This window comes from Rhizobium sp. P1_E1 (assembly GCF_056406015.1).
Window position 1 is genome coordinate 1 of sequence record NZ_JBFUAY010000064.1, and the last position, 22,165, is coordinate 22,165.

Here is a 22,165-nt window from a genome sequence, read left to right on the forward strand (position 1 = left end):
GAGATAATGGATATGCGGGCGCGAGTGATAGGGAGAGGCTTCGACACGGGCCTCGACGGAAAAGACATTCCTTAGAAGATCCTCGCTCAACACGTCCTGGGGCGCGCCGGAGGCGACGATCCTGCCATGCTGCATGATGATCAGCTGGTCGCAGAACATGGCAGCATGATTGAGATCGTGCAGGGCGACGATGCTGGTGATCGGCAGGCCGGAGACGAGCCGCATCAGGCCGATCTGATGCTGGATATCGAGATGGTTCGTGGGTTCGTCGAGGATCAGCTCCTGGGGCGACTGGGCGAGCGCCCTTGCGATATGGGTGCGCTGCTTCTCGCCGCCCGACAGGCTTTGCCAGCGATCGTCGCGTTTCTCCGCCATGCCGGCGCGCGCCAGCGCGGCTTCGACCGCCTCGTCGTCGGTCTTCGTCCAGCCTGAAAACATCGACCGGTGCGGGAACCGGCCGAGCTTGACGACGTCGACGACTCTGAGATTGGCATTTGTGGTGGCGTGTTGCTCGACGAAGGCGATCCGCCGGGCGATCGCGCGGCGGCTGATCGTGGCGACGTCGCTCCGGTCGAGCGTGATGCGGCCGGAATGCGGCCGCTTCAGGCCGGCGAGAAGCCGCAGGAGCGAGGTCTTGCCCGAGCCGTTCGGCCCGAGCAGGCCGAGCATCTTGCCCGGCGGCGCGTCCAGGGAAACGCCGTCGAGAATGGTCTTCCTGCCAATCTTCCAGATGAGGTTTTCGGCCTTGATGCTCATGATGCGCGCTGGAACCGGTAGAGGATGATCGAGAAGAAGGGGACGCCCACCAGGGCCGTGACGACGCCGATTGGCAGGATCTGGTTCGGAATGAGGGCGCGCGCGGCGATGTCGGCGAGCACCATGAAGATCGCCCCTGTTATTGCGCAAGCCGGCAGGAGGCGGACATGCAGCGGCCCGACGACAAAGCGCGCGACATGCGGCACGACAAGGCCGACGAAGCCGATCGACCCCACCATGCTGACGATCGTCGCCGTCATCATTGCCGTCAGCGCAAAGAGCGCCATCCGCGCGCGGCCGACATTGACGCCGAGTGATGATGCCGCCTCGTCGCCGAAAGCGAAGGCGTCGAGCACGCGGGCGTAAAACAGGCAGCCGACGAGGCCGACGCCGACAACGATCGAGACCAGCGCGAATTCCGGCCAGCGCACGCCGCCGAAGCTGCCGAGCAGCCAGAACATGACGTCGCGGGCCTGCTGGGCGTTGGCCGATGTCGTGACGATGTAAGACGTAGTGGCGTTGAAAAGCTGCGAAGCGGCGACACCGGCGAGGATGGTGCGATCGGCTCCGCCGCGCGTGCCGTTTGACAGCAGGGCGACGAAGAAGAAGGCCGCGAAGGCTCCGGCAAAGGCGCCGGCGGAAAGCGAGACCGCGCCGGCGCCGACGCCTAAGATGACGATCGCGACGGCGCCTGTGGAGGCGCCGGCCGAGATGCCGAGAACATAGGGTTCGGCAAGCGGATTGCGCAGCAGCGACTGCATGATCGCGCCCGATAGCGCAAGGCCCGCGCCGCAGAAAGCGGCAACCAGCGCCCGGCTGAGACGATAATCCCAGATGACAGTCTCGTGGATGCGGTTCAGTTCGACCGCGGTCCATCCCAACCGGTTGGTGACGGCCGAAAACGTGGTTGCAAGCGGGATCGGCAGGTCGCCGATCCCGACGCTGACGCCAATGGCAACAGCGATGAGGCAGAAAGAGGCCAGGAGCACTGCGAGGACGGCTCCCAGCTGCCGGAAGATACGGCCCGCTTCCGTCACTTCAACAGACCGAGAGCCTTCAGCTGGCCGGCCACCTGCTCAGCGCCGTAGACCGTGCGGACGGTCGGGTTCATGGCCTGGCCGTCCATGATCACGATCGCCTTGTTCTTGACGGCAGGGATCTGGCTGACGGCCGGATCGGTGTTCAGGAAATTGATCTTGGCCTCCGGCTTATCGAGCTCCCAACGATTGCGGTCGAGACTGGCGACGACAATGACGTCGGGATTGGAGGCGATGATGCCTTCCCAGCCGAGCGTCGGCCATTCCGCTTCCGCTGATATCGCGTTGTGTCCGCCGAGCAGATCAGCGATGAAGCCGGACGCGCTGTTCTTGCCGCCGAGATAGGCGTCGGCCGACGGGCTGGGGCTGGAGAACCAGAAGACGTAGGAAAGGTTCTTGCCGTCCTTTGAAGCGCTGGAGCGAAGCTTGGCTTCGCGCGCCTTGAAGTCGGCGATCAACGCCTGGCCGCGATCGGCGACATCGAAAATCTCAGAGAGTTCGTCGATCTCCTTGTAGAGAAGATCCATGTTCCACAGCTCGGCGCGGCTGCCGTACTGGTCCTTGACGTCCTTGGTGCTGAGGCAGGTGCTGGGAGAAAGATAGGTCGCGACGCCGACCTTGTCGAAATCCTCGCGCTTGGCCACCTTGCTGTTCGGCCCAACCAGGCTCGGCAGAGCCGCCGCCACGAAATCGGGATTTTCGGCGAGGATCGATTCGAAAGTCGGCATCTCGACGGTCAGAAGCTTGACCTTGGCATTGGCTTCTGCGAGCTGCGGCAGAACCTTGCTCGGCCAGAAGGCCGTGCCGGCCATCTTGTTCTCGAGGCCGAGCAGCAGCAGGATTTCAGCGCTGTTCTGGCCGAGGCCGATCGCCCGTTCGGGCGCCTTCTGGAAAGTCACCTGCGCGCCGCAGTTTTCCAGGGTCAGCGGATACGTCGTCGAAGCGGCCAAAGACAGATCTGCGGCAAGGCCGATCATGGTTGAGAGGCCGCAGGCGGCCAGAAGCGATTTGAGGCTGGTCACGAAGAAATTCCCGGTGCGTGAGTATATGCGGTCGCCGTATAGCCTCAGAAACAGCCAGAAAACAAGACCAAATAAATCAACTTATCGCAAAATTGACAAGGCATTGCTGCGGGAACAACGTGCCACCGCCTGTCGAACGGCAGCCGCGTTCGCCGTCTAAACGGGGCCGACCGGTGACAGCGACTTGCCGTAGACCTCGAGGATCGCCGCAATCTCCTTGAGGATGCCGGAGAGCGGAAGCGTGCCTTTTCTGTCGAACGCCATGTCGCTGCGTTCGAAAAGGGCGAGGCAGATCTCGCTCGAATCATGGCGCGATTGGTAGGCAAGGCCATCCAGCCGGTCGGCATGGTCCCAAAGCGCGTCGGTCCAAAGGCCGCATGGTCCGTAGGGGCCGGTGGAGTTGGCATTATCAGTGCCGAGGGTCTGCAGGCCGGTTCCGTGCATGCGGACGATCCTCAGCGGTCTGATACAGCTGAGTTCACTGATGGCGCGTGTGGTGATTTCGGTCATGGACACCATCAACCGCTGGGGATTGCGCAGGATCGTTTCCGTAAGCGCTCCCCTGCGGCTCATCCCGACATAGAGAATTCCGAAACGTCCGCTGGCGCTGTCGAAACGATTGGTGGCGGGAATCCCGGGGCCGGGTCCAAAGAAGATGGGGTCGAGATGCGTCCGATGGACCCTATGGAGAACCTGCCCGACCGGAATGAGGTCGATCGGCAATGACGAATGGGCGAGCCAAGCGGGCGGGGGCAGTGCAGCTCCCGACGGCCCTCTGCCTGCATTTGCCGGCATCAGGCAAAGCCGCCGGAGGTTTCGATCCGGATCAGACGCCGGACTGCTTCACGATCGCCGTCGCGCAGCGCCTGCAGAGCTGTCCGACCACCGAGAACCGTATCGGAAGCAAGCAGAAAATCCAATGCGATCCAGGAACCGGCGGCGGCAAAACCACGCACGACATCGGAAATCCCTGCGATCACCTCACCTTGATCCAACTGGCAGAGCGGATAGCGCCAGTCGCTGCCTTCGCGCATGGCAAGCAGCGTGCCGGCTCGCCGCCTTTTGTCGACGGCCTGTCTGCTGATGCYGAGGATCCGTCCGGCGTCCTCGGCTGACATCGTCCCGCCGGCCCGTTCGACGAGATTTTGCCGATGCTCGACGTTGCGAGCCAACGCCGGAACCAGCGGATCGAGATCGTTTATCGCCGCGCCCACCATATCCGAGCGGCTGAGAAGCTGCGCCAACGATCCGGCGTCGGTCGGGGCTGAAAGCGCATCGGCCAGATCCTTTGCCGGCACGTTTGCAGAAATGCGCTCGAGCGCCGAAGTCGCGCGTCGCAGAAACGCGGCTCTGATGGAATTCGGCTCTTCCTGTTCTGTGACGGGAGTGGATGCGTGGCGGGCCATGGAGCGGCTCCTTGGTTGACAAGGTATTTATATGGCTCATGCCGATATGAAGTCAACCACATGTGTAGAGGCCACGTGCATCAATAAGCTTCCAGAAAGCCCCGATTGCCCGGGAGAGAACATACGGGTTCTCGTCAGCGAAGCCTTCGACATTGTTCAGGTCATCTTTCCTACAAGCTTGGCATAGTCCGAAAACGTCAACCGTTCGCCTCTCCTGCCTGCCTCTTCGGCAAGCTGCAGCACACGGATGGGGAACAGGATCGCGGCGCGATTGGCATCCGACAGTTCATGGTCGTCGTCATCCTCGACTGCCTGCTTGGCTTTCGCGAGCGCGGCATTGAGTTCTCCGCTGGTCAGCAGTTCCTTCTCGACGATCGCATCACATATCGACGCCATGGCCATGATGAGGCCCTTGAGCTGGAGGTTGGCCGTATTCATGAGAACTCCAAGGGAACGAGGGACCTATGATGGTGACGCCGTAGCGCCTCGCCGATTTCGTCGGTAAATTGCTACGTCAGTCCGATTGAATCGGCCGGATCGTGTCGACAGCGATGGCGCCTTCGAGGATCCCTCGCTTAACATCGCGCTTGTTCCGCTCGATCTCAATGACGGTGTAAAGCTTGTCGTCGCGAAAAGCGCTGGCATTGACCGTTGTGACGTCCTCGGCGGGAGCCGCATCCACTTCCATGAAGTCAAGCTCACGAGCCGCAGCGACGATCCTGGCATCACCGGCCGTTCTGGCAGCGACGACGACGGTACCATGTCCGGGGGAGTTGTCCCATCTCGGATCGTCGGGCGCCGCGATCGGCTCCAGCCGATAGATGTTGAGCATCTCGTCGCCAGCGTCGGGCGACGATTGCGAAGCCGCATCCTCGATTTGCGCCTGGCTCTCGACCGACTTCCCGAACGTGGTCTGGCTGGTCGCGTTGTTGATCTCTTCCTTGCCTGTCCTTGAGACGTTCGACATATCGCTCTCCATTGTCAGGACGGAAACGACGGCCGGCAGCCAAGTGTTCCCCCACGCACGAAAAACCGCAAATTCCACCCAGACGATGTCCGGCGCGCACTTTGGATATCTGCAACTATCAGGCTCATTTTGGGCGCTGAATCATGTTAGGATCAACGCGGGACGGCCATACCATTTTCCCAGTCGAGCACTAAATTACCAGTCGTCGAAGAGGGGGATTCTCGTGAACAACCAAACCAGCGAATTCGCGCGCGACAATGCCGCGGCAGATAACCTCAATGGTCAGGTCCACAAAGCAATGGCGTTGGACGAGGCCAGTGCCCTTCTGGAGGTGCTGGTTGCGGTAAGACGGGGCGACTTTTCGGTGCGGATGCGGTCGGATCTGACCGGTGTCACCGGCAAGGTCGCCGACGCTCTCAATGACATCATCGCCGCCAATCAGCGCATGGCCCAGCAGCTCGAACATGTCGGGCAGGTGGTCGGCCGGGACGGGCGAACGAGCACGCGCGTGCGCTTCGGCCTGTCGGACGGTTCCTGGTCCGAAATGGAAGGATCGATCAACGGTCTGATTGACGACCTTCTGTGGCCGACGACAGCTGTCACGCGCACGATCACTGCGGTCGCCAAGGGAGATCTTCTGCAGACCGTGCCGCTCGATGTCGACGGTCGGGCGCTCAAAGGTGAGTTCCTACGCTCGGCCGATATCGTCAATACGATGATCAAGCAGCTGAGCGTCTTCACATCGGAAGTGACGCGCGTCGCGCGCGAGGTCGGCACCGACGGAAAACTCGGCGGCCAAGCGCAGGTGCCGGAGGTGACGGGCGTCTGGAAGGACCTCACCGAAAGTGTGAACTCGATGGCGTCGAACCTGACGGCGCAGGTGCGCAACATCGCGGAAGTGACGATCGCCGTCGCGAATGGCGATCTTTCCAAGAAGATCACCGTCGACGTGCGCGGCGAGATCCTGCAGCTGAAGGAGGCGATCAACACCATGGTCGACCAGCTCAGGTCCTTCGCATCGGAAGTGAYGCGCGTCGCGCGCGAGGTCGGCACCGAAGGCAAGCTCGGCGGCCAGGCGCTGGTGCCAGGCGTCGCCGGAACCTGGAAAGACCTGACCGATTCCGTCAACGCCATGTGTGGCAACCTGACGGCGCAGGTCCGCAACATCGCCCAGGTGACCACGGCCGTTGCGCGCGGCGACCTGTCGCGCAAGATCACTGTCGACGTTTCGGGCGAAATCTTGGAGCTCAAGGAAACCATCAACACGATGGTCGACCAGCTCAACGGCTTCGCCGGCGAGGTGACGCGCGTGGCGCGTGAAGTCGGCACCGAAGGTCGGCTCGGCGGCCAGGCGCAAGTGCCCGGTGTGGCGGGCACCTGGAAGGACCTGACCGACAACGTCAATTCCATGGCCTCGAACCTCACGGCGCAGGTGCGCAATATCGCCGAAGTCTCGACCGCGATCGCCAATGGCGACCTGTCGAAGAAGATCACGGTCACGGTGTCGGGGGAAATCCTCGAGCTGAAGGAGACGATCAACACGATGGTCGATCAGCTCAATGCCTTTGCTTCCGAAGTGACCCGTGTGGCCCGCGAAGTGGGCACGGAGGGCCGGCTTGGCGGCCAGGCTAATGTGCGCGGCGTCGCCGGCACCTGGAAGGATCTTACCGAGAACGTCAACTCGATGGGCGGCAACCTGACGGCGCAGGTGCGCAATATCGCGGAGGTCTCGACCGCCATCGCCAATGGCGACCTGTCGAAGAAGATCACGGTCGACGTGAAGGGGGAGATCCTCGAGCTGAAGGAAACCATCAATACGATGGTCGATCAGCTGAATGCCTTTGCCTCGGAAGTCACCCGCGTCGCCCGCGAAGTGGGCACGGAGGGCCGGCTCGGCGGCCAGGCCAATGTGCGCGGCGTCGCCGGCACCTGGAAGGACCTGACCGACAGCGTCAATTCGATGGCGTCCAACCTCACCGGGCAGGTGCGCAACATCGCCGAAGTCGCGACCGCCGTCGCCCAGGGAGACCTGTCCAAGAAGATCACCGTCACCGTGTCTGGCGAAATCCTCGAACTGAAGGAGACCATCAACACGATGGTCGACCAGCTCAACGGCTTTGCCGGCGAGGTGACGCGCGTGGCGCGCGAGGTCGGCACCGAAGGCCGGCTCGGCGGCCAGGCGAACGTGCTCGGCGTCGCGGGCACTTGGAAGGATCTGACGGACAGCGTCAATTCCATGGCGGGCAACCTGACGGCGCAGGTGCGCAACATCGCCGAAGTCTCGACCGCGATTGCCAATGGCGACTTGTCGAAGAAGATCACGGTGTCAGTCTCGGGTGAAATCCTCGAGCTCAAGGAAACGCTGAACACCATGGTCGATCAGCTGAACCGCTTTGCTTCCGAAGTCACGCGCGTTGCCCGTGAAGTCGGCACCGAGGGCAAGCTCGGTGGCCAGGCGCAGGTGCCGGGTGTCGCGGGTACCTGGAAAGACCTCACCGAAAACGTCAACTCCATGGCCTCCAACCTTACCGGCCAGGTTCGAAACATCGCCGAAGTCACGACGGCCGTGGCGCGCGGCGACCTGTCGCGCAAGATCACCGTCGACGTGAAGGGGGAAATCCTCGAACTGAAGAACACCATCAATACAATGGTGGACCAGCTCAACGCCTTCGCCGGCGAAGTGACGCGCGTCGCCCGCGAAGTCGGCACCGAAGGCAAGCTTGGCGGCCAGGCGCAGGTCTCCGGCGTCGCCGGCACCTGGAAGGACCTCACCGACAGCGTCAACTCCATGGCGGGCAACCTGACGGCGCAGGTGCGCAATATCGCCGAGGTCGCGACCGCAATCGCCAATGGCGACCTGTCGCGCAAGATCACCGTCGACGTGCGCGGCGAAATCCTGCTCCTGAAGGATACTTTGAATACCATGGTCGATCAGCTTCGCTCCTTTGCCGGCGAAGTGACGCGTGTCGCCCGCGAAGTCGGCACCGATGGCAGGCTCGGCGGTCAGGCTGTCGTTCCCGGCGTCGCCGGCACCTGGAAGGACCTGACCGATAACGTCAACCTGCTCGCCGCCAATCTGACGACCCAGGTTCGAAACATCGCCGAAGTCACGACAGCAGTGGCGCGTGGCGACCTGTCGCGCAAGATCACCGTCGACGTGAAGGGGGAAATCCTCGAACTGAAGAACACCATCAATACGATGGTGGACCAGCTCAACGCCTTCGCCGGCGAAGTGACGCGTGTGGCCCGCGAAGTCGGCACCGAAGGCAAGCTCGGCGGCCAGGCGCAGGTGCCTGGCGTTGCCGGCACCTGGAAAGACTTGACCGACACCGTCAACGTCATGGCCGCCAACCTGACCGAGCAGGTCCGCGGCATCGTCAAGGTGGTGACGGCGGTGGCGAACGGCGACCTCGAGCAAAATCTCACCGTCGCATCCAAGGGCGAGGTGGCAGCCCTTGCCGAGACCATCAACAACATGACCAACACGCTCGCGACCTTTGCCGATCAGGTGACCACGGTTGCGCGCGAGGTGGGCGTGGAAGGCCGTCTCGGCGGTCAGGCGAATGTTCCGGGCACCGCGGGAACCTGGAAGGACTTGACCGGCAACGTCAACCTGCTGGCAGCCAACTTGACGACGCAGGTGCGCGCCATCGCCGAGGTGGCGACCGCCGTCACCAAGGGTGACCTGACGCGCTCGATCAAGGTCGACGCGCGCGGCGAAGTGGCTGAGCTCAAGGATAACATCAACACGATGATCGATAACCTCAGGCTCACCACCGAGCGCAACACCGAGCAGGACTGGCTGAAGACCAACCTGGCGCGCTTCACCAACATGCTGCAGGGGCAGCGCGACCTGACGCTGGTCGGCAAGATGCTGCTGTCGGAGCTGGCGCCTCTGGTCGGTGCCCATCAAGGGGTTATCTACCAGGTGGATGCCGACGAGCGCCAGCCGATCTTGTCGCTGCTCTCCGTCTACGCGAAAGGGGGCGAGGCGGCGCACCCGGCACGTCTCGAGTTCGGCCAGGGACTTGTCGGCCAGTGCGCCAGCGACGCTCGCCGCATCCTGGTCACCGACCTTCCCGACAATGTCGTTCCGATAAGCTCCGGCGTGTTCACGACCTTGCCGAGAAGCGCCATCGTGCTGCCGGTGCATTTCGAGGGGCAGGTGAAGGCCGTGATCGAGTTGGCCTCGGCCGGCGAATTCACCGAGTTGCAGCTGTCCTTCCTCGACCAGTTGACGACATCGATCGGCATCGTCCTCAACTCGATCGAAGCGACCATGCAGACCGAAGGCCTGCTCAAGCAGTCCCAGCAGCTTGCCGCCGAGCTTCAGACGCAGCAGCGCGAGCTGCAACAGACCAACGAGCAGCTCGGACAGAAGGCGCAGCAGCTGGAGGAACGCAACGTCGAAGTCGAGGCGAAGAACCAGGAGATCGAGCAGGCCCGGCGCGCGCTGGAGGAAAAGGCAACCGAGCTCGCGCTGACATCGAAGTACAAATCCGAATTCCTCGCCAACATGTCGCATGAGCTGCGCACGCCGCTGAATTCGATCCTCATCCTCGGCCAGCAGCTGGGAGAAAATCCGGATGGCAACCTGTCGGGCAAACAGGTCGAGTTCGCAAAGACGATCCACGGCGCGGGAACCGATCTGTTGAACCTCATCAGCGACATCCTCGACCTGTCGAAGATCGAGTCCGGAACGGTCTCGGTCGATGCCGAGGAGATTTTTGTCAGCAACCTGCTCGAGATGATGGCGCGGCCATTCCGGCACGAGGCCGAAAACCGGAACCTGTCGTTCTCGGTCGACGTCGGCGCCGATGTCGCCAAGAGCCTCATCACGGATTCGAAGCGACTGCAGCAGATCCTCAAGAACCTGCTGTCGAATGCCTTCAAGTTCACCGCGCAGGGCGGCGTGACGCTTCGCGTCGCTTCGGCAACGAGCGGCTGGTCGTCCGATCACCCCTCGTTGAAGCATGCGCCTTCTGTCATCGCCTTCGAAGTCGTCGACACCGGCATCGGCATACCGCCTGAAAAACAACGCATCATTTTCGAGGCCTTCCAACAGGCGGATGCCTCGACAAGCCGCAAATATGGCGGCACCGGCCTCGGCCTGGCGATCAGCCGCGAACTGGCAAACCTCTTGGGCGGCGAGATCCAGCTGCGCAGCACCCCCGGTGTCGGCAGCACCTTCGTTCTCTACCTGCCGCTCACCTATGTGGGCGCCGGCGCGGTTGCGCCGAAGTCGGTTCCGCCGGCAAATGTCGTGGAATTTGCCGAAGCGGCAGCAAACCGCCGCGCCGACAAGCCGACCGAACATGTCGAAGACGATCGCCACCACATAGCGGCCGGCGACTCGGTGCTGCTCGTCGTCGAGGACGACGCGCACTACGCCCGCGTCCTGGTGGATCTCGCCCGCGACAACGGATTCAAGGTTCTGGTGGCGATGCGCGGTAGCGATGCGCTCGCACTCGCGCAGGACTACAGGCCGGCGGCGATCTCGCTCGACATCTTCCTGCCCGACATGCTCGGGTGGACGGTGCTGAGCCAGCTCAAGCAGAATCCGCAGACGCGGCATATTCCGGTCCAGATTATCAGCCTCGACGAGGATCGTCAGCATGGGCTGACCCGCGGCGCCTTCGCTTTCATGAGCAAGCCGACGACGCCGGAAGGCCTGGGCAAGGCGCTGTCGCGATTGAAGGCCTATGCGCAGCCCCGCCGCAAGCATCTGCTGCTCGTCGAAGACAACGAGGCCGAGCGTCTGAGCGTCACCGCCCTTCTCGGACACGACGACATCGATATCACCAGCGTCGGCTCCGGCTCGGAGGCTCTCGCCGCTCTTCGGCAGAATGCCGCCGACTGYGTGGTGCTCGACCTTTCCCTTCCCGACATGTCCGGCTTCGAAGTGCTGGAGCAAATACGCGACGACGCCGAGATCGGCGAGGTGCCGGTGGTCGTGTTCACCGGCCGGGAGCTTTCCGCTGAGGAAGACGCGACACTGCACAGCATGGCCCGCAGCGTTGTGGTCAAGGGGGTCGAATCGCCCGAGCGTCTGCTGGATGAGACGGCCCTGTTCCTGCACCGGGTTGTCGCCGACCTGCCGGCGGCAAAGCAGGCGACGCTGCAGGACCTGCACAGCTCGGACGAGGATCTGGTCGGCGAGACCGTGCTGCTTGTCGACGACGATGCCCGTAACATCTTCGCGCTGAGCAGCGTCCTCGAACGCCGGGGAATGAAGGTCCTGACCGCGACGACCGGTAGCGAAGCCATCGACGTCATCAACAACGAACCCTCTGTGGCGATCGTGCTGATGGACATCATGATGCCCGGAATGGACGGCTACGAGACAATGCAGGTCATCCGTTCGGAGCCCCGGTTCCGGCGGCTGCCAATCCTGGCGCTGACGGCCAAGGCGATGAAGGGCGACCGCGAGAAATGCCTGGAAGCGGGCGCGTCCGACTACCTGGCGAAACCGGTCAATACCGAACAGCTGTTGTCGGCTCTTCGCATGTGGCTGCATCGCTGAGGATTCTCGCCATGAACCCCGTCAACATCCTCCTCGTCGACGACCAACCGRCAAAGCTCCTGAGTTACGAGGTCATACTCGAAGAGCTCCAAGAAAACCTCATCAAGGCGCAATCCGCACGCGAAGCTTTTGAGCACCTGTTGCGCACCGAAATCGCGGTGATCCTCGTCGATGTCTGTATGCCCGAACAGGATGGGTTCGAGCTCGTCAGCATGATCCGGCAGCATCCGCGCTATCAAAACACGCCGATCATCTTCGTTTCCGCCGTCATGCTGGCGGAACCAGACCGGCTGCGCGGCTATGCGGTGGGCGCGGTCGACTATGTCTCCGTCCCGATCGTCCCCGAAGTGCTGAGAGCCAAGGTTAGGGTCTTTGCCGATCTCTACAGGAAGACGAGGGAACTCGAACGCCTGAACGCCGAGCTGGAGGCCCGGGTTCACCAGCGCACCGCCGAGCTCGAGGCCTCGGCAGCGCAGTTGCGTGAGCTCAACGAGGAGCTCGAGCATCGGATCGATCAACGGACACGGGAGCGCGAAGAGGCGCTCGCACAGCTGTTCGAGGCGCAGAAGCTCGACACGATCGGTCACCTGACGGGTGGCGTGGCCCACGACTTCAATAACCTCCTGATGGCAGTTCTCGGCAGCCTGAATCTTCTGAAGAAACGGCTTCCGGCCGATGAACGCAGCGAACGCCTGGTGACGAACGCGATTCAGGCGGCCGAGCGCGGCACCGCGCTGACCCAGCGCCTGCTTGCCTTCGCACGCCGCCAGGAGCTCAAGCCGCAGGCGGTCGACTTCCTCCGGCTGTTCGAAAACGTCGAGGATCTTCTCGCCAAGGCGGTGGGGCCGCGCATCGAAATCCACAAGAGCATCCCGGCGGATCTCGCCCCTCTTCTGGTCGACAGCAACCAGTTGGAACTGGCGCTGCTCAACTTGTTTGTCAATGCCCGGGATGCGCTCGAAAGCGGCGGAGCCGTGACGGTGGCCGCGGCGGCAGCCGAAGAAGCCCTGCCGACCAGCCTCGCAGGCGGAAATTACATCAGGATATCGGTGTCGGACGATGGCGAGGGGATGGACGAGGCAACGGTCTCGCGTGCCGCCGAACCGTTTTTCACCACCAAGGGGGTCGGCAAGGGCACCGGTCTCGGCCTGTCGATGGTGCATGGCCTGGCAGCGCAATCCGGCGGCTCGATCCAGATATCGAGCGTCAGGGGCAAGGGCACGACCGTTTCCCTGTGGCTCCCCGTTGCCGAGACATTCGTCAAGGTGCAGCCGGTCGTCGAGCCTCCGGCGACGGAGCCTTTGAAACCGGCGTCGCGGCCGCTCGCCATTCTCGTCGTCGACGACGACGCCCTTGTCAGGACGGGAACCGTGGCAATGCTGGAGGATCTCGGGCATCTGCCGCAAGAGGCGTCTTCCGCTTCCCAGGCTTTGGAATTCTTTGCTGACGGACAGGGTTGTGATCTCGTCATCACCGATCATGCCATGCCGGGGATGACGGGCGCAGAGCTTGCGCGTCACCTTCGCTCCTCCTTTCCAGGCCTGCCCATCATCCTTGCCTCGGGCTATGCCGAGTTTTCCGAAGACCATGGCCTCGGCCGGATGCTGCGGATGAAGAAGCCATTCACACAGGAACAGCTTCAGGCGGCGATGGACCAAGCGCTCGGGTAAAATCGCGGCGGCCTGACGATCAAAGCGTAAACATGCCGAGGCGACCGGCGCGGCCATGCTGGTGACAGCGACCGCTTTCGCGCGTCCGCTTGCGGACGAAACTTTTTCCTCCCGCAAAAGTTACCCAAATCCCATCCCAATTTCATCGAAGGCTTTCTCTTGACCAAAATGACATTCGGACCGGCATTCACCGAAGGGGGCATTCTATTCCGCCTCTGGGCTCCCCTGCATGAAAGCGTGTCGTTGAAGATCGAAGGCGCTGATCCGTGGCCGATGCAGGCGACTGAGGACGGCTGGCACCGCTGCACGGTCGCGCAAGCCCATACCGGTACGCTTTATCGCTTTGTCCTGCCGGACGGTTCCGAAGTTCCCGATCCCGCCTCGCGGTTCCAGCCACAGGATGTGCGCGGGCCGAGCGAAGTGGTCGACCTTTCCACCTATCGCTGGACGACGAGCGACTGGACGGGTCGGCCATGGGAAGAGATGGTCATCTACGAGATGCATATCGGCTGCTTCACGCCGGAGGGTACTTTCAAGGCCGCGATCGAGCGGCTCGACCATCTGCAAGCGCTGGGCGTTACGGCGCTGCAGATCATGCCGCTTAGTGAATTTCCCGGCCGTTACAGCTGGGGCTATGACGGTGTGCTTCCCTATGCTCCGGACAGCAGCTACGGCCGGCCGGAAGATTTCATGGCGCTGGTTGACGCAGCACACCTGCGCGGCATCTCGGTTTTCCTGGACGTGGTCTACAATCACTTCGGACCTGACGGCAATTTTATCCCCGCCTATGCGCCGCTCTTTACCGAGCACCACAAGACGCCCTGGGGCAACGGCATCAACTACGACGGCGACGGATCGGAGATGATCCGCGAATTCATCATCCAGAACGCCATCTATTGGATCACCGAGTTCAGGCTCGACGGTTTCCGCTTCGATGCCGTCCACGCCATCAAGGACAACAGCGCCGAGCATCTGCTTCACGCGCTCGCCCGCCGCGTCAAGGCTGCCGCCGGCGACCGACTTGTCCATCTGATCGTCGAAAACGAGGAAAACGACAGCGATCTGCTGAAGCGTGACGAAAACGGAGAAGTGAGGTTGTTCACCGCCCAATGGAACGATGACGTGCACCATGTGCTGCATATCACTGCTACGGGCGAAACCTTCGGCTACTATGCCGATTACGTCGGTGACGCCGGTAAGCTCGGCCGGGCGCTGGCGGAAGGTTTCGTGTTTCAGGGGGAACATATGCCCTACCGCGGCGGAAGCCGCGGCAGGCCGAGCGGCCATCTGCCGCCCACCGCTTTTATCTCCTTCATCCAGAACCATGACCAGATCGGCAATAGGGCGCTGGGGGACCGGGTTCTGGCTTCGAGCCCGGCTGATGTCGTCAAGGCTGTCGCTGCGATCTACCTGCTGGCGCCCGAGATCCCGATGCTGTTCATGGGCGAGGAATGGGGCGCCAGAGAACCTTTCCCCTTCTTCTGCGATTTCGACGAGGACCTGAACGAGAAGGTCAGGAAAGGCCGTCGTGAGGAGCTCTCCCGTCTGCCGGGCTTCGACGCCGACGACCTTCTCGACCCGACGGCGCCATCGACCTTCGCGGCTGCCAAGTTGGACTGGTCGAAACTCGCCTCCTCCGATGTCTTCGATTTTTACAGGACGCTTCTCGACCTCCGACACCGGAGGATCGTGCCATTGCTCAAAGGCGCTGGCGCCGGAAACGCGGTCTATCGCTCGGCGGGAAGCGCACTCGCGGTGGATTGGACCCTGGCGCAAAACCGGCGTCTGCATCTGCGCGCAAACCTCGGTACCGAGGCGGCGACGCTCGCCTCGCAGCAGGACGACGGCGAGACGATCTTCCGTCTCGGCGGTAGCGATGGCGGCAATCTCGCGCCCTGGACGGTGATCTGGAAAATCAGCGAGGCGTGACGGCTTGCTGACAGGAAGGCGATCGGACGATGAAATCTGCTGAGCTCGACAAGCTCGCCCGCCGGCACGGCATCAGCCCGACCAGGCCCAGTCCCGACGATCGGGAGGTGGCGATATCAGGCGAGACCAAGCGCAAGATCCTCTCGGCATTGAAGATCGACTTGCCGGGAGCGGCCGATCACGAGACCGGCGCGATGCGGCGGGAGCCTAAGCCGGCGGCTAAGAAGATCGCCAGGTCATTTCTGCCGGAGTTCTTTTCCAGCACGCGGGTCTGGGGTGTGAGCCTGCAGCTTTACGAACTCCGTTCGGGACGCAACTGGGGCATAGGAGACTTCGAGGATCTGGCCGATATGGCGGATCTCCTGGGATCGCTGGGCGGTGATTTCATCGGCCTCACCCCGCTTCACGCACCGTTTCTCGCCGATCCCGAGCGTTGCAGCCCCTATGAGCCATCGAACCGCCAGCATCTCAATCCGCTCTATATCGCGGTTGACCGGCTACCGGGTTTTGCCTGTAGTCCGGAACTCGAACGGCAATTGGCACGCCTTCGCCAAACCGATCTCGTCGATTACGCCGGCGTCGCACAGATCAAGCTTAGGGTCCTGCGCGATCTCTGGCCGGCCTGGCGACAGTGCGATACCTATGATCCGGCCGATTTCGACGCTTTTATCGCGCAAGGCGGTAACAGCCTGCGGCTGCACGCGCTTTTCGAATGCCTCTCTCTTTCAATGGTCGAGCGCGGGGCAGGCGCCGGCTGGCAACGGTGGCCGGCCGATTTCCAGCGCTTCGACAGCGCCGCTGTCGCCGAATTCGAGCGCGGACACGCGGAGGATGTCCGCTTCCACATGTGGCTGCAGTGGCTCGCCCACCGCCAGCTGATGCAGGCGGCGGACCGGGCCGGGAAGGCCGGCCTGCGGATCGGGCTCTATCTCGATCTTGCCGTCGGGGAGGCCGTCGATGGCTCGGCGACATGGAGTGAGCCGGATATCTATGTCTCCAAGGCCACGATCGGCAGCCCTCCTGATCCCTTCGCCATAGATGGGCAGGACTGGCACCTTGCCGGATACCTGCCTTCCGCGATCGCCGCAGGAGAGATGTCGCCTTTCCGGCGTATGCTAAGTGCTGCCATGCGATATGCCGGCGCCATCCGCATCGACCACGCCGCAGCGCTTCGCCGCCTCTTCCTGGTGCCATTGGGCAGCAGGCCGGACGGCGGCGCCTATGTCCGCTATCCACAGGATCGGTTGCTGCAGATCCTCGCCGACGTATCCGCCGAGCATCGGTGCCTCGTCATCGGAGAAGACCTGGGACTGATCCCCAAGGGATTGCAGGACGACCTGGCCGCGGCCCACATTCTCTCCTACCGCATCCTTTCCTATGAACAGGATGAGAAGGGCTTCAAGCCGGCGGACGTCTATCCAGTCCTGGCTTTGGCCTGCATTTCGACGCACGACCACCAGACCCTTGCCGGCTGGTGGCGCGGCGCCGACATTCAGGCCCGGTGCGAGCACGGCATCGTGCCGCCCGATCTCACCGAGGCACATCTCGAAGACCGCAAGCGCGAGCGGAGGAACCTGAAAGCGGCGCTGAAGGCTGCCGGCCTCGACCTGCCGGCCAGGCTTTCCCAAGCGCGGGCAAGCGAGGAGACGCTGAGGGAATTCACCGTCAGCGCCTATCGCTTCATCGCCAGAACGCCCTCGCTTCTCGCCGCGATCCGTCTCGCCGATCTCACCGACGAAAAAAGGCCAACCAATGTGCCAGGCACCAGCGACAGCTATCCGAACTGGAAGCCGAAGCTATCGGTTTTGCTCGCGGATCTGATGTCGAGYCCGCTGCTGAAGAGCGTGACGGCGGCAATGCGGGAGGAAAGGCCGCGGGAGTGACCGATGCCGGGCGGCCATCAGCTTCGTCATTGTCGTTCGATCGGGCTCGTCGCGCATGTGGAAATCGATCGAGGAGGGAACGAATAGGAAGCCGGCGAATTTTGAAGGAATAGGGACAGGCATTGCCGAGATGAGGACCTGTCCGCTTTCGCCGCTTCAGTTGCGGCGACCAATATTGATGGAAAACAAGACCATGACGAGCGCATTCATTCTTATCGCATTGGCTCTCATCATCATCTACGCCGGTCCGACATTGCTGTTCATCTGCGTCGGATATGCCGATTATATGCTGGAGCGGCGAAGGCATATGGTGGCGTTGAAGCACGCCGTGAAGCGTCGCAGCGACGAGTTTTAGTTGGACGTTGCTCGGCTTTCCCAGGGGTTCCAGAGGCAGGTCGGCAAAACCCGCCTCCGGCAGCCGGCGCTTCGTGAAGCGTCTCTGCTATTCGTTAGTCGTTCGCCGTGACCTTGACGCCGAGCACGGAAGGAATGGTGTTCGGTGCGCCCATGGCCGCGCCGATGATCATCGGGACGGGAACCGGCTTTTCCGGTGCGGCGCTGATTGTCAGGCTTTTCGGTCCGTCGAGATAGGCGTTGACGGCAGCCGACACCTGGTTTTGCAGCTCGGGCATGTTGAGCTGTGCCATCATCATCGGCACGAGACCTTTCAGCGATTGCGCCAGCTGGTCGCCCGTGACGCCCTGCTGCGAGCCGGCATAATCGAGCGCCTTCTTGGTGATCGAGGCATCGTCGAAGCGGATCGAGGCACTGTTGATCGTCAGCTGCTGCATCAGCCCCAACATCGCAAGGCCCACGGCCTGGTTGGCCTCTTCCTTGTTCGGATTGGCCTCGGCGGTCTTCACCGCCTCCTGCAGCGACTTGATGAAGCCCAGCGTGTAACCGGAGAAGTCGACGGCGAAATTCAGCCGGCCGATATTCTTGAAGTCGAAAGCATATTCGTCGACAGCGACCTTGCCGCTTTCGATTTCCCAGATGCCCTTCATCGTCACCGTGCCGTCGAGCGTCGTCAGGCCCAGTTTCTCGATGGCCTCCTTCGCATTCGCATCCTCGACCTGCGACAGGTCGGCCTTGAGACCGGCGACATTGGCGTCATAGGAAAAGCCGCCATCCTGGCGTCCCAGGTTCGACTCGATGCTCTCGATCGCAAGCACGTCCTTGCCCTTGATGTTGAGAGCGATCGGTCCGGTGCTGACCGTTTCATAGAGGAGGATGTCGTTCAGCGTATCGCCCGTCGCATTGGCGGGGATCGTGAGGCCGGTGATCTGGATCTCCTTTGTGGAAAAACGTCCTTCCTCCTGGCTGATATCGATATCCGGGAAGGAGACGGTCTTGGCGTGATAGCCACCGCCTTCGATTTCCTCAACACCCTCGAAGGTGAGATCGCCGATCTTCAAAGTATCGCCGGGCAGGCTCGAAGATCCTACCTGGACACCGGTCGCCGTTACCGTGTCGCCATCGGCTTCCGCCTTCTCGAAGGTGATGACCGTACCGCCGGCACTGGTTGCGGCATTGAGCTTCTTCATCATGTCGGTGCCATCAAGGGCAAGCGCCGGGCCGGCCAACGTCAGAAACGCGGTGCTTGCCATCATCAGGTGGAGATTACGCATATGCTTCATGGAGATGTCCTTATGTAGAAAATAGATGCGAGGATTTCGAAATTCCCAGATGTGCCACCTTCCACTCTCAGATCGGAAAGGCGGGGGACACGAAGAGCGCCGCTGGATATCACGGCTTTCATCTGGTCAGCTAATTTGGGGGTGGTGCAGTTAGGATCAGCCGGAACGCTCGGACTGAAAAAATATAGTCATCCTTCCGCCGGCGACGGGCGGCAGCATTTTCTCTAGCAGGGGTAGCGTTTCGACTCATCCGCTACACAGAAAGTGTATTTCCTCGATTCTTGCAACCCTTCGAATCGGATGCCAAACCGGGAAGTGTTCGACTGGATTTAGTGCGCATTTCGAACGCCCGCGGAAACGGCCAGTCCGGCTGAATGCCACCTTCCAGTGTCCCTATGCCTGCGACACTCGCCCGCGCAACAAATAGGCGAGCGAAAAGATGACCAGGAAGGGGTAGACGAGCACGATCAGCGGCAGACCGGCAGCCAGCGCATCGTCTTGAAGATAGATGTTGAGGACTCCGGCTCCGAGCACCAAAGGATAGAGTGGCGCAAACCTGTCGAACCACATCCTGAAAGGCCCCGCCAGGAGCAGAACGAACGCCGGCAGAATAAAAATGCCGAGATTTCTCGCAACATTCAGGAACTCAGGACCAAACGGTTCAGTGAGGGAATAAAGTCGGCTGACTTGGCGGGCCGCCCACAGAGCAGCGATTGTGGCCCCTACATATCCTGCTGGTCTTGCCAACATGGCCGAACCTCCCTTTTGTTCACACTCCCTCGTCGATGCGGCCCGTTCCTGTGACCATATCCGCGCGCCTACAGCGCCGCGCGTCTTTTCAGTATGCACTGACGTTCATGGGTGCATATTGTCAGCGGCGCCAACGCATTCAAGAATTATCGTGCGGCAAACGCCGGCCTCCTGCCGCATGACAGGTTGCGCGCGCCAGGCCCGTAGGCGATCCGGAATTCGATGTCCTTGTAAAAATAGGTCCTGGCTTTTCGTCTCAGGCGGTTCCTGTCCAACGCGTCTGCCGTTACGACAACGAGCGCGGCAAGCCGTTTGAATTGCCATGGCGGCGAACCTCGCTCCTTCTCGACCACCTCGACATGGTAATAAGGATCGTGATCGGCGGGCTCCGGATGTTTATGGGCGGTGGCCCAACGACGGTCCGTGGTGAGACGGAGAGAATGACGGTGAAAACATCTGGTGGTTCCACCGCTCCGGCACACGCGAAGACCGGTGCGCCCAAAATGGTTGCGACAGCCAGAAGGATAGCTCCAGGACTTATTCGCATGTTCTGGAACAATGTCTGTCGTCCCCTGTTACATTGACGATGAAAACGAGTGCCGCGCGAAAGACGAAGCAGCTGGAGGGCTCGATGAAGCGGAGCATAGGATTTGGGCTGGTTTTTGCCGTTGTGCTGACCGGCTGCACGACCAGCGCAGGCAGTTATTCGTCGGCGGGACTGGCCCCCATTCCCGGCAGCATCACGTATAATGGCCAGCCTCGCACGAAGTTGACGAAATCGCCCGTGGGTTCTTCCTTCCCGCATGATTTCACAGATCAATGGGGACGCCAGGTTGAGGAGATCTACATCATCCGGCCCGACAGGAGCTTGCTGATCGCCGAGCGCCACTACCGGCCGGTCTTCGCCCTCGACGATGACTAGACAGGATGACTTTAGGCCCGGTTGGCTAGTCTGAATCCTGTTTTAAATTCGTTAGTTAGAGCATGATGTCGCCCGAAAATCGCTGACATTTTTCGGCGTCATGCTCTAGGAAGGAGAAATGATCATGCCGCGCCGCAAGAGCACTGAGACGACGACCCTCGATAGCAGAGGAGCCAAGATCGGCGAGCCGGTTCCGAAAGCCGTCATCGATACGAACACAGCCTCCGTCGGCGTTCCCCGGCAGCCTGATCATGACCTGGGCGAAGAACTGAGCGTGCTGCGAAAGCAGATCGGCGCGCTTCAGGATCAAGTCCTCGATGCTGCCCGGTCGGCAAAAGGAAGTGCCGGGAGAGCAATGCGTCAGACGGAAGCGGCGGTGAAGCTCTACCCGGCCTCGACGCTCCTCCTCGTCGCGGTGATCGCCGGCGCGCTCGCATTCGCCGGACGTCGCGCCGCACTACCGCGCCATCGGCCCCAACCCGCACTGCGTGAGTTGAGGGATCTCTACGACATGATCCGAGGCCGCGTCTGACAAGATTTCAGGATTGTCAGCGTCACGATTATGGCCGACGCTTCGTTATCGAAGCGAGGGGACATTCATGTTGGATATCATCATACGCAGCGCTCTTGATGTCGTTGGGCGCACTGAGCGCCTCGTCGAAGCAATGAGGCGACTGCTGCAGAGTGACGACCTCGACGAAGTCGAGGTCTATGAGCTCGATTATGAGATCGAGCGGCTCGGGGACGTGGTTTTCAATGTGGACGAAGCCGTTCGATCGCTGGCGCGCACGGTTGAATGCTGGTCGCAAACCGCTCTCGCACACGAGATCCGTGGGACATTGCATTGACGGCTGATTCTGCGTGTCACGCTGATGTCACGCGACCGTCGCAGCAATATGTGCTTGATTGGCGCAGTTAGGCTCAGACCAGGGCAGGGTCGAGCCAAAATTGCTTTTTCGTTGGGGCATCGCAATGAGCTTGAACACTTCGGGGGAGGAATCTCAACCCCATGAATTCATCTTTCCGGTTCACACCCGGACGATCGCAGAGATCAGATACGATAGTCTGAGCCGCGTCATGACGGTGGTCTATCACGACGGCCACTCTTGCACGACTTCCGGCATACAAGGCCCGGCGATGCTGAGAATCCTCGCCCAGCGTCCGTTGGAGCGCTCTCCGTTTCTGTTGAAAACGGTCATCTGAGGCGGAAAGACGTCGCCAGTCGTAGCCGGTATGGCGGGGCAGGGCATCGGTTTGTTAAATCAGCATGGTCGTGCATCCATTTCCGCTGGGCCGCGTTCATCCACAATAGCCGGACCTATGGAGGGAACGCCGATGACCTTTCCACCGCCGAAGACCGAATCTCCCGCGAAGCGCTTCGAAGAGGCGACCGTAGCCGCGCGCGACGCGTTGGAAAGGCTGATTGCAGCCGCCAATGAAGCCGGATGGGGCACCGAGGAGATAACCGCGGCACTCCTTAAGGCCGCGCAGTTTCTGAGCGATGCCAACAAGAGAGAGCCAGATCCGGCCGACGACCCCTCAATCAGCGATGCGCCTGCCAGGGAGCAGATTGGTCACGGCGAGCTCTATGACTAGTGTAGACGGTGTTCCCAGGCCACGTCTTCGAACGGTTAGTTCACAGACTAGAAACTTGTGAAGTTTC

The 22,165-nt window shown here is 61.6% G+C and carries 19 protein-coding genes and 1 pseudogene; 10 read left to right on the plus strand and 10 right to left on the minus strand.

Translation table 11 applies throughout. The annotated features are described in order from the left end of the window. The 7 genes from AC1D1Z_RS20620 to AC1D1Z_RS20650 all read right to left on the minus strand — a co-directional run. On the minus strand, window positions 1-756 hold a 756-nt coding region (locus tag AC1D1Z_RS20620), incomplete at its 3' end, for an ABC transporter ATP-binding protein (protein WP_477851625.1). Then, a complete protein-coding gene (locus AC1D1Z_RS20625) occupies window positions 753-1,793 on the minus strand; it encodes a FecCD family ABC transporter permease (RefSeq protein ID WP_018245892.1) in 1,041 nt (346 codons plus the stop codon). The genes AC1D1Z_RS20620 and AC1D1Z_RS20625, both read right to left, overlap by 4 nt. Beyond that, a complete protein-coding gene (locus AC1D1Z_RS20630; RefSeq protein ID WP_018245891.1) occupies window positions 1,790-2,815 on the minus strand; it encodes an ABC transporter substrate-binding protein in 1,026 nt (341 codons plus the stop codon). Before AC1D1Z_RS20630 ends, AC1D1Z_RS20625 begins: the two co-directional genes overlap by 4 nt. A 156-nt stretch (window positions 2,816-2,971) precedes the next feature. Then, window positions 2,972-3,610: an RES family NAD+ phosphorylase gene (locus AC1D1Z_RS20635; protein WP_018245890.1), complete on the minus strand. Its 639-nt coding sequence runs from the start codon at window positions 3,608-3,610 to the stop codon at window positions 2,972-2,974. Beyond that, entirely contained in the window at window positions 3,610-4,221 is a 612-nt protein-coding gene (locus tag AC1D1Z_RS20640; RefSeq protein ID WP_477851626.1) for a DNA-binding protein, read from the minus strand. Before AC1D1Z_RS20640 ends, AC1D1Z_RS20635 begins: the two co-directional genes overlap by 1 nt. A gap of 156 nt (window positions 4,222-4,377) precedes the next feature. Continuing rightward, the gene (locus AC1D1Z_RS20645; protein ID WP_018245888.1) at window positions 4,378-4,659 is read right to left on the minus strand and encodes a hypothetical protein; all 282 of its coding nucleotides are present in this window, start codon (window positions 4,657-4,659) and stop codon (window positions 4,378-4,380) included. Window positions 4,660-4,735: 76 nt separating this feature from the next. Continuing rightward, a complete protein-coding gene (locus AC1D1Z_RS20650; protein ID WP_020493438.1) occupies window positions 4,736-5,200 on the minus strand; it encodes a hypothetical protein in 465 nt (154 codons plus the stop codon). A gap of 211 nt (window positions 5,201-5,411) precedes the next feature. On the opposite strand from AC1D1Z_RS20650, the gene AC1D1Z_RS20655 reads away from it, so the two are divergent. The 5 genes and pseudogenes from AC1D1Z_RS20655 to AC1D1Z_RS20675 all read left to right on the plus strand — a co-directional run bounded on the left by AC1D1Z_RS20655 (window position 5,412) and on the right by AC1D1Z_RS20675 (window position 17,548). Beyond that, window positions 5,412-11,711 carry a HAMP domain-containing protein gene (locus tag AC1D1Z_RS20655; protein WP_477851627.1) on the plus strand — a complete coding sequence of 2,100 codons (6,300 nt, stop codon included), beginning with the start codon at window positions 5,412-5,414 and terminating at the stop codon, window positions 11,709-11,711. Window positions 11,712-11,722: 11 nt separating this feature from the next. After that, window positions 11,723-13,397 (plus strand): annotated as a pseudogene (locus AC1D1Z_RS20660) (response regulator). Window positions 13,398-13,549: 152 nt separating this feature from the next. Beyond that, window positions 13,550-15,310: a malto-oligosyltrehalose trehalohydrolase gene (gene treZ, locus AC1D1Z_RS20665; RefSeq protein ID WP_245268283.1), complete on the plus strand. Its 1,761-nt coding sequence runs from the start codon at window positions 13,550-13,552 to the stop codon at window positions 15,308-15,310. A gap of 29 nt (window positions 15,311-15,339) precedes the next feature. Beyond that, complete coding sequence (gene malQ, locus AC1D1Z_RS20670) at window positions 15,340-17,193, plus strand: 4-alpha-glucanotransferase (protein ID WP_018245884.1); 1,854 nt, start codon at window positions 15,340-15,342, stop codon at window positions 17,191-17,193. 193 nt (window positions 17,194-17,386) lie between these two features. Continuing rightward, window positions 17,387-17,548, plus strand: a complete 162-nt coding sequence (locus AC1D1Z_RS20675; protein WP_012755472.1) for a hypothetical protein — start codon at window positions 17,387-17,389, stop codon at window positions 17,546-17,548. A gap of 94 nt (window positions 17,549-17,642) precedes the next feature. Here AC1D1Z_RS20675 and AC1D1Z_RS20680 read toward each other — a convergent pair whose 3' ends face one another. From AC1D1Z_RS20680 to AC1D1Z_RS20690, 3 genes are all read right to left on the minus strand, one after another. After that, window positions 17,643-18,830, minus strand: coding sequence for a hypothetical protein (locus AC1D1Z_RS20680; protein ID WP_018245882.1), 1,188 nt, complete (start codon window positions 18,828-18,830; stop codon window positions 17,643-17,645). 393 nt (window positions 18,831-19,223) lie between these two features. Next, entirely contained in the window at window positions 19,224-19,580 is a 357-nt protein-coding gene (locus AC1D1Z_RS20685) for a hypothetical protein (protein ID WP_020493437.1), read from the minus strand. Between the two features lie 146 nt (window positions 19,581-19,726). Then, entirely contained in the window at window positions 19,727-20,062 is a 336-nt protein-coding gene (locus tag AC1D1Z_RS20690) for a DUF5086 family protein (RefSeq protein WP_245268278.1), read from the minus strand. Window positions 20,063-20,211: 149 nt separating this feature from the next. Between AC1D1Z_RS20690 and AC1D1Z_RS20695 the strand changes: the two genes are divergently transcribed. From AC1D1Z_RS20695 to AC1D1Z_RS20715, 5 genes are all read left to right on the plus strand, one after another. Next, entirely contained in the window at window positions 20,212-20,502 is a 291-nt protein-coding gene (locus tag AC1D1Z_RS20695; protein WP_026188716.1) for a hypothetical protein, read from the plus strand. Between the two features lie 124 nt (window positions 20,503-20,626). Continuing rightward, entirely contained in the window at window positions 20,627-21,034 is a 408-nt protein-coding gene (locus AC1D1Z_RS20700; protein ID WP_026188715.1) for a hypothetical protein, read from the plus strand. Between the two features lie 67 nt (window positions 21,035-21,101). Further along, on the plus strand, window positions 21,102-21,350 hold the full coding sequence (locus tag AC1D1Z_RS20705) for a hypothetical protein (protein WP_018245879.1): 249 nt from the start codon (window positions 21,102-21,104) through the stop codon (window positions 21,348-21,350). A gap of 124 nt (window positions 21,351-21,474) precedes the next feature. Then, window positions 21,475-21,705 carry a hypothetical protein gene (locus tag AC1D1Z_RS20710; protein ID WP_026188714.1) on the plus strand — a complete coding sequence of 77 codons (231 nt, stop codon included), beginning with the start codon at window positions 21,475-21,477 and terminating at the stop codon, window positions 21,703-21,705. 132 nt (window positions 21,706-21,837) lie between these two features. Further along, window positions 21,838-22,098 (plus strand): hypothetical protein, encoded by a 261-nt coding sequence (locus tag AC1D1Z_RS20715; RefSeq protein ID WP_018245877.1) that lies wholly within the window; start codon window positions 21,838-21,840, stop codon window positions 22,096-22,098. The last annotated feature ends 67 nt before the right edge of the window (window positions 22,099-22,165 follow it).

Excerpts from the sequence above, each read along its gene's own strand:
- AC1D1Z_RS20635 (WP_018245890.1), bottom strand. The coding sequence starts at position 3,610 with ATGCCGGCAAATGCAGGCAGAGGGCCGTCGGGAGCTGCACTGCCCCCG.
- AC1D1Z_RS20645 (WP_018245888.1), bottom strand. The coding sequence starts at position 4,659 with ATGAATACGGCCAACCTCCAGCTCAAGGGCCTCATCATGGCCATGGCG.
- AC1D1Z_RS20650 (WP_020493438.1), bottom strand. The coding sequence starts at position 5,200 with ATGGAGAGCGATATGTCGAACGTCTCAAGGACAGGCAAGGAAGAGATC.
- treZ (WP_245268283.1), top strand. The coding sequence starts at position 13,550 with ATGACATTCGGACCGGCATTCACCGAAGGGGGCATTCTATTCCGCCTC.
- AC1D1Z_RS20675 (WP_012755472.1), top strand. The coding sequence starts at position 17,387 with ATGACGAGCGCATTCATTCTTATCGCATTGGCTCTCATCATCATCTAC.
- AC1D1Z_RS20680 (WP_018245882.1), bottom strand. The coding sequence starts at position 18,830 with ATGAAGCATATGCGTAATCTCCACCTGATGATGGCAAGCACCGCGTTT.
- AC1D1Z_RS20685 (WP_020493437.1), bottom strand. The coding sequence starts at position 19,580 with ATGTTGGCAAGACCAGCAGGATATGTAGGGGCCACAATCGCTGCTCTG.
- AC1D1Z_RS20695 (WP_026188716.1), top strand. The coding sequence starts at position 20,212 with ATGAAGCGGAGCATAGGATTTGGGCTGGTTTTTGCCGTTGTGCTGACC.
- AC1D1Z_RS20700 (WP_026188715.1), top strand. The coding sequence starts at position 20,627 with ATGCCGCGCCGCAAGAGCACTGAGACGACGACCCTCGATAGCAGAGGA.
- AC1D1Z_RS20705 (WP_018245879.1), top strand. The coding sequence starts at position 21,102 with ATGTTGGATATCATCATACGCAGCGCTCTTGATGTCGTTGGGCGCACT.
- AC1D1Z_RS20710 (WP_026188714.1), top strand. The coding sequence starts at position 21,475 with ATGAGCTTGAACACTTCGGGGGAGGAATCTCAACCCCATGAATTCATC.
- AC1D1Z_RS20715 (WP_018245877.1), top strand. The coding sequence starts at position 21,838 with ATGACCTTTCCACCGCCGAAGACCGAATCTCCCGCGAAGCGCTTCGAA.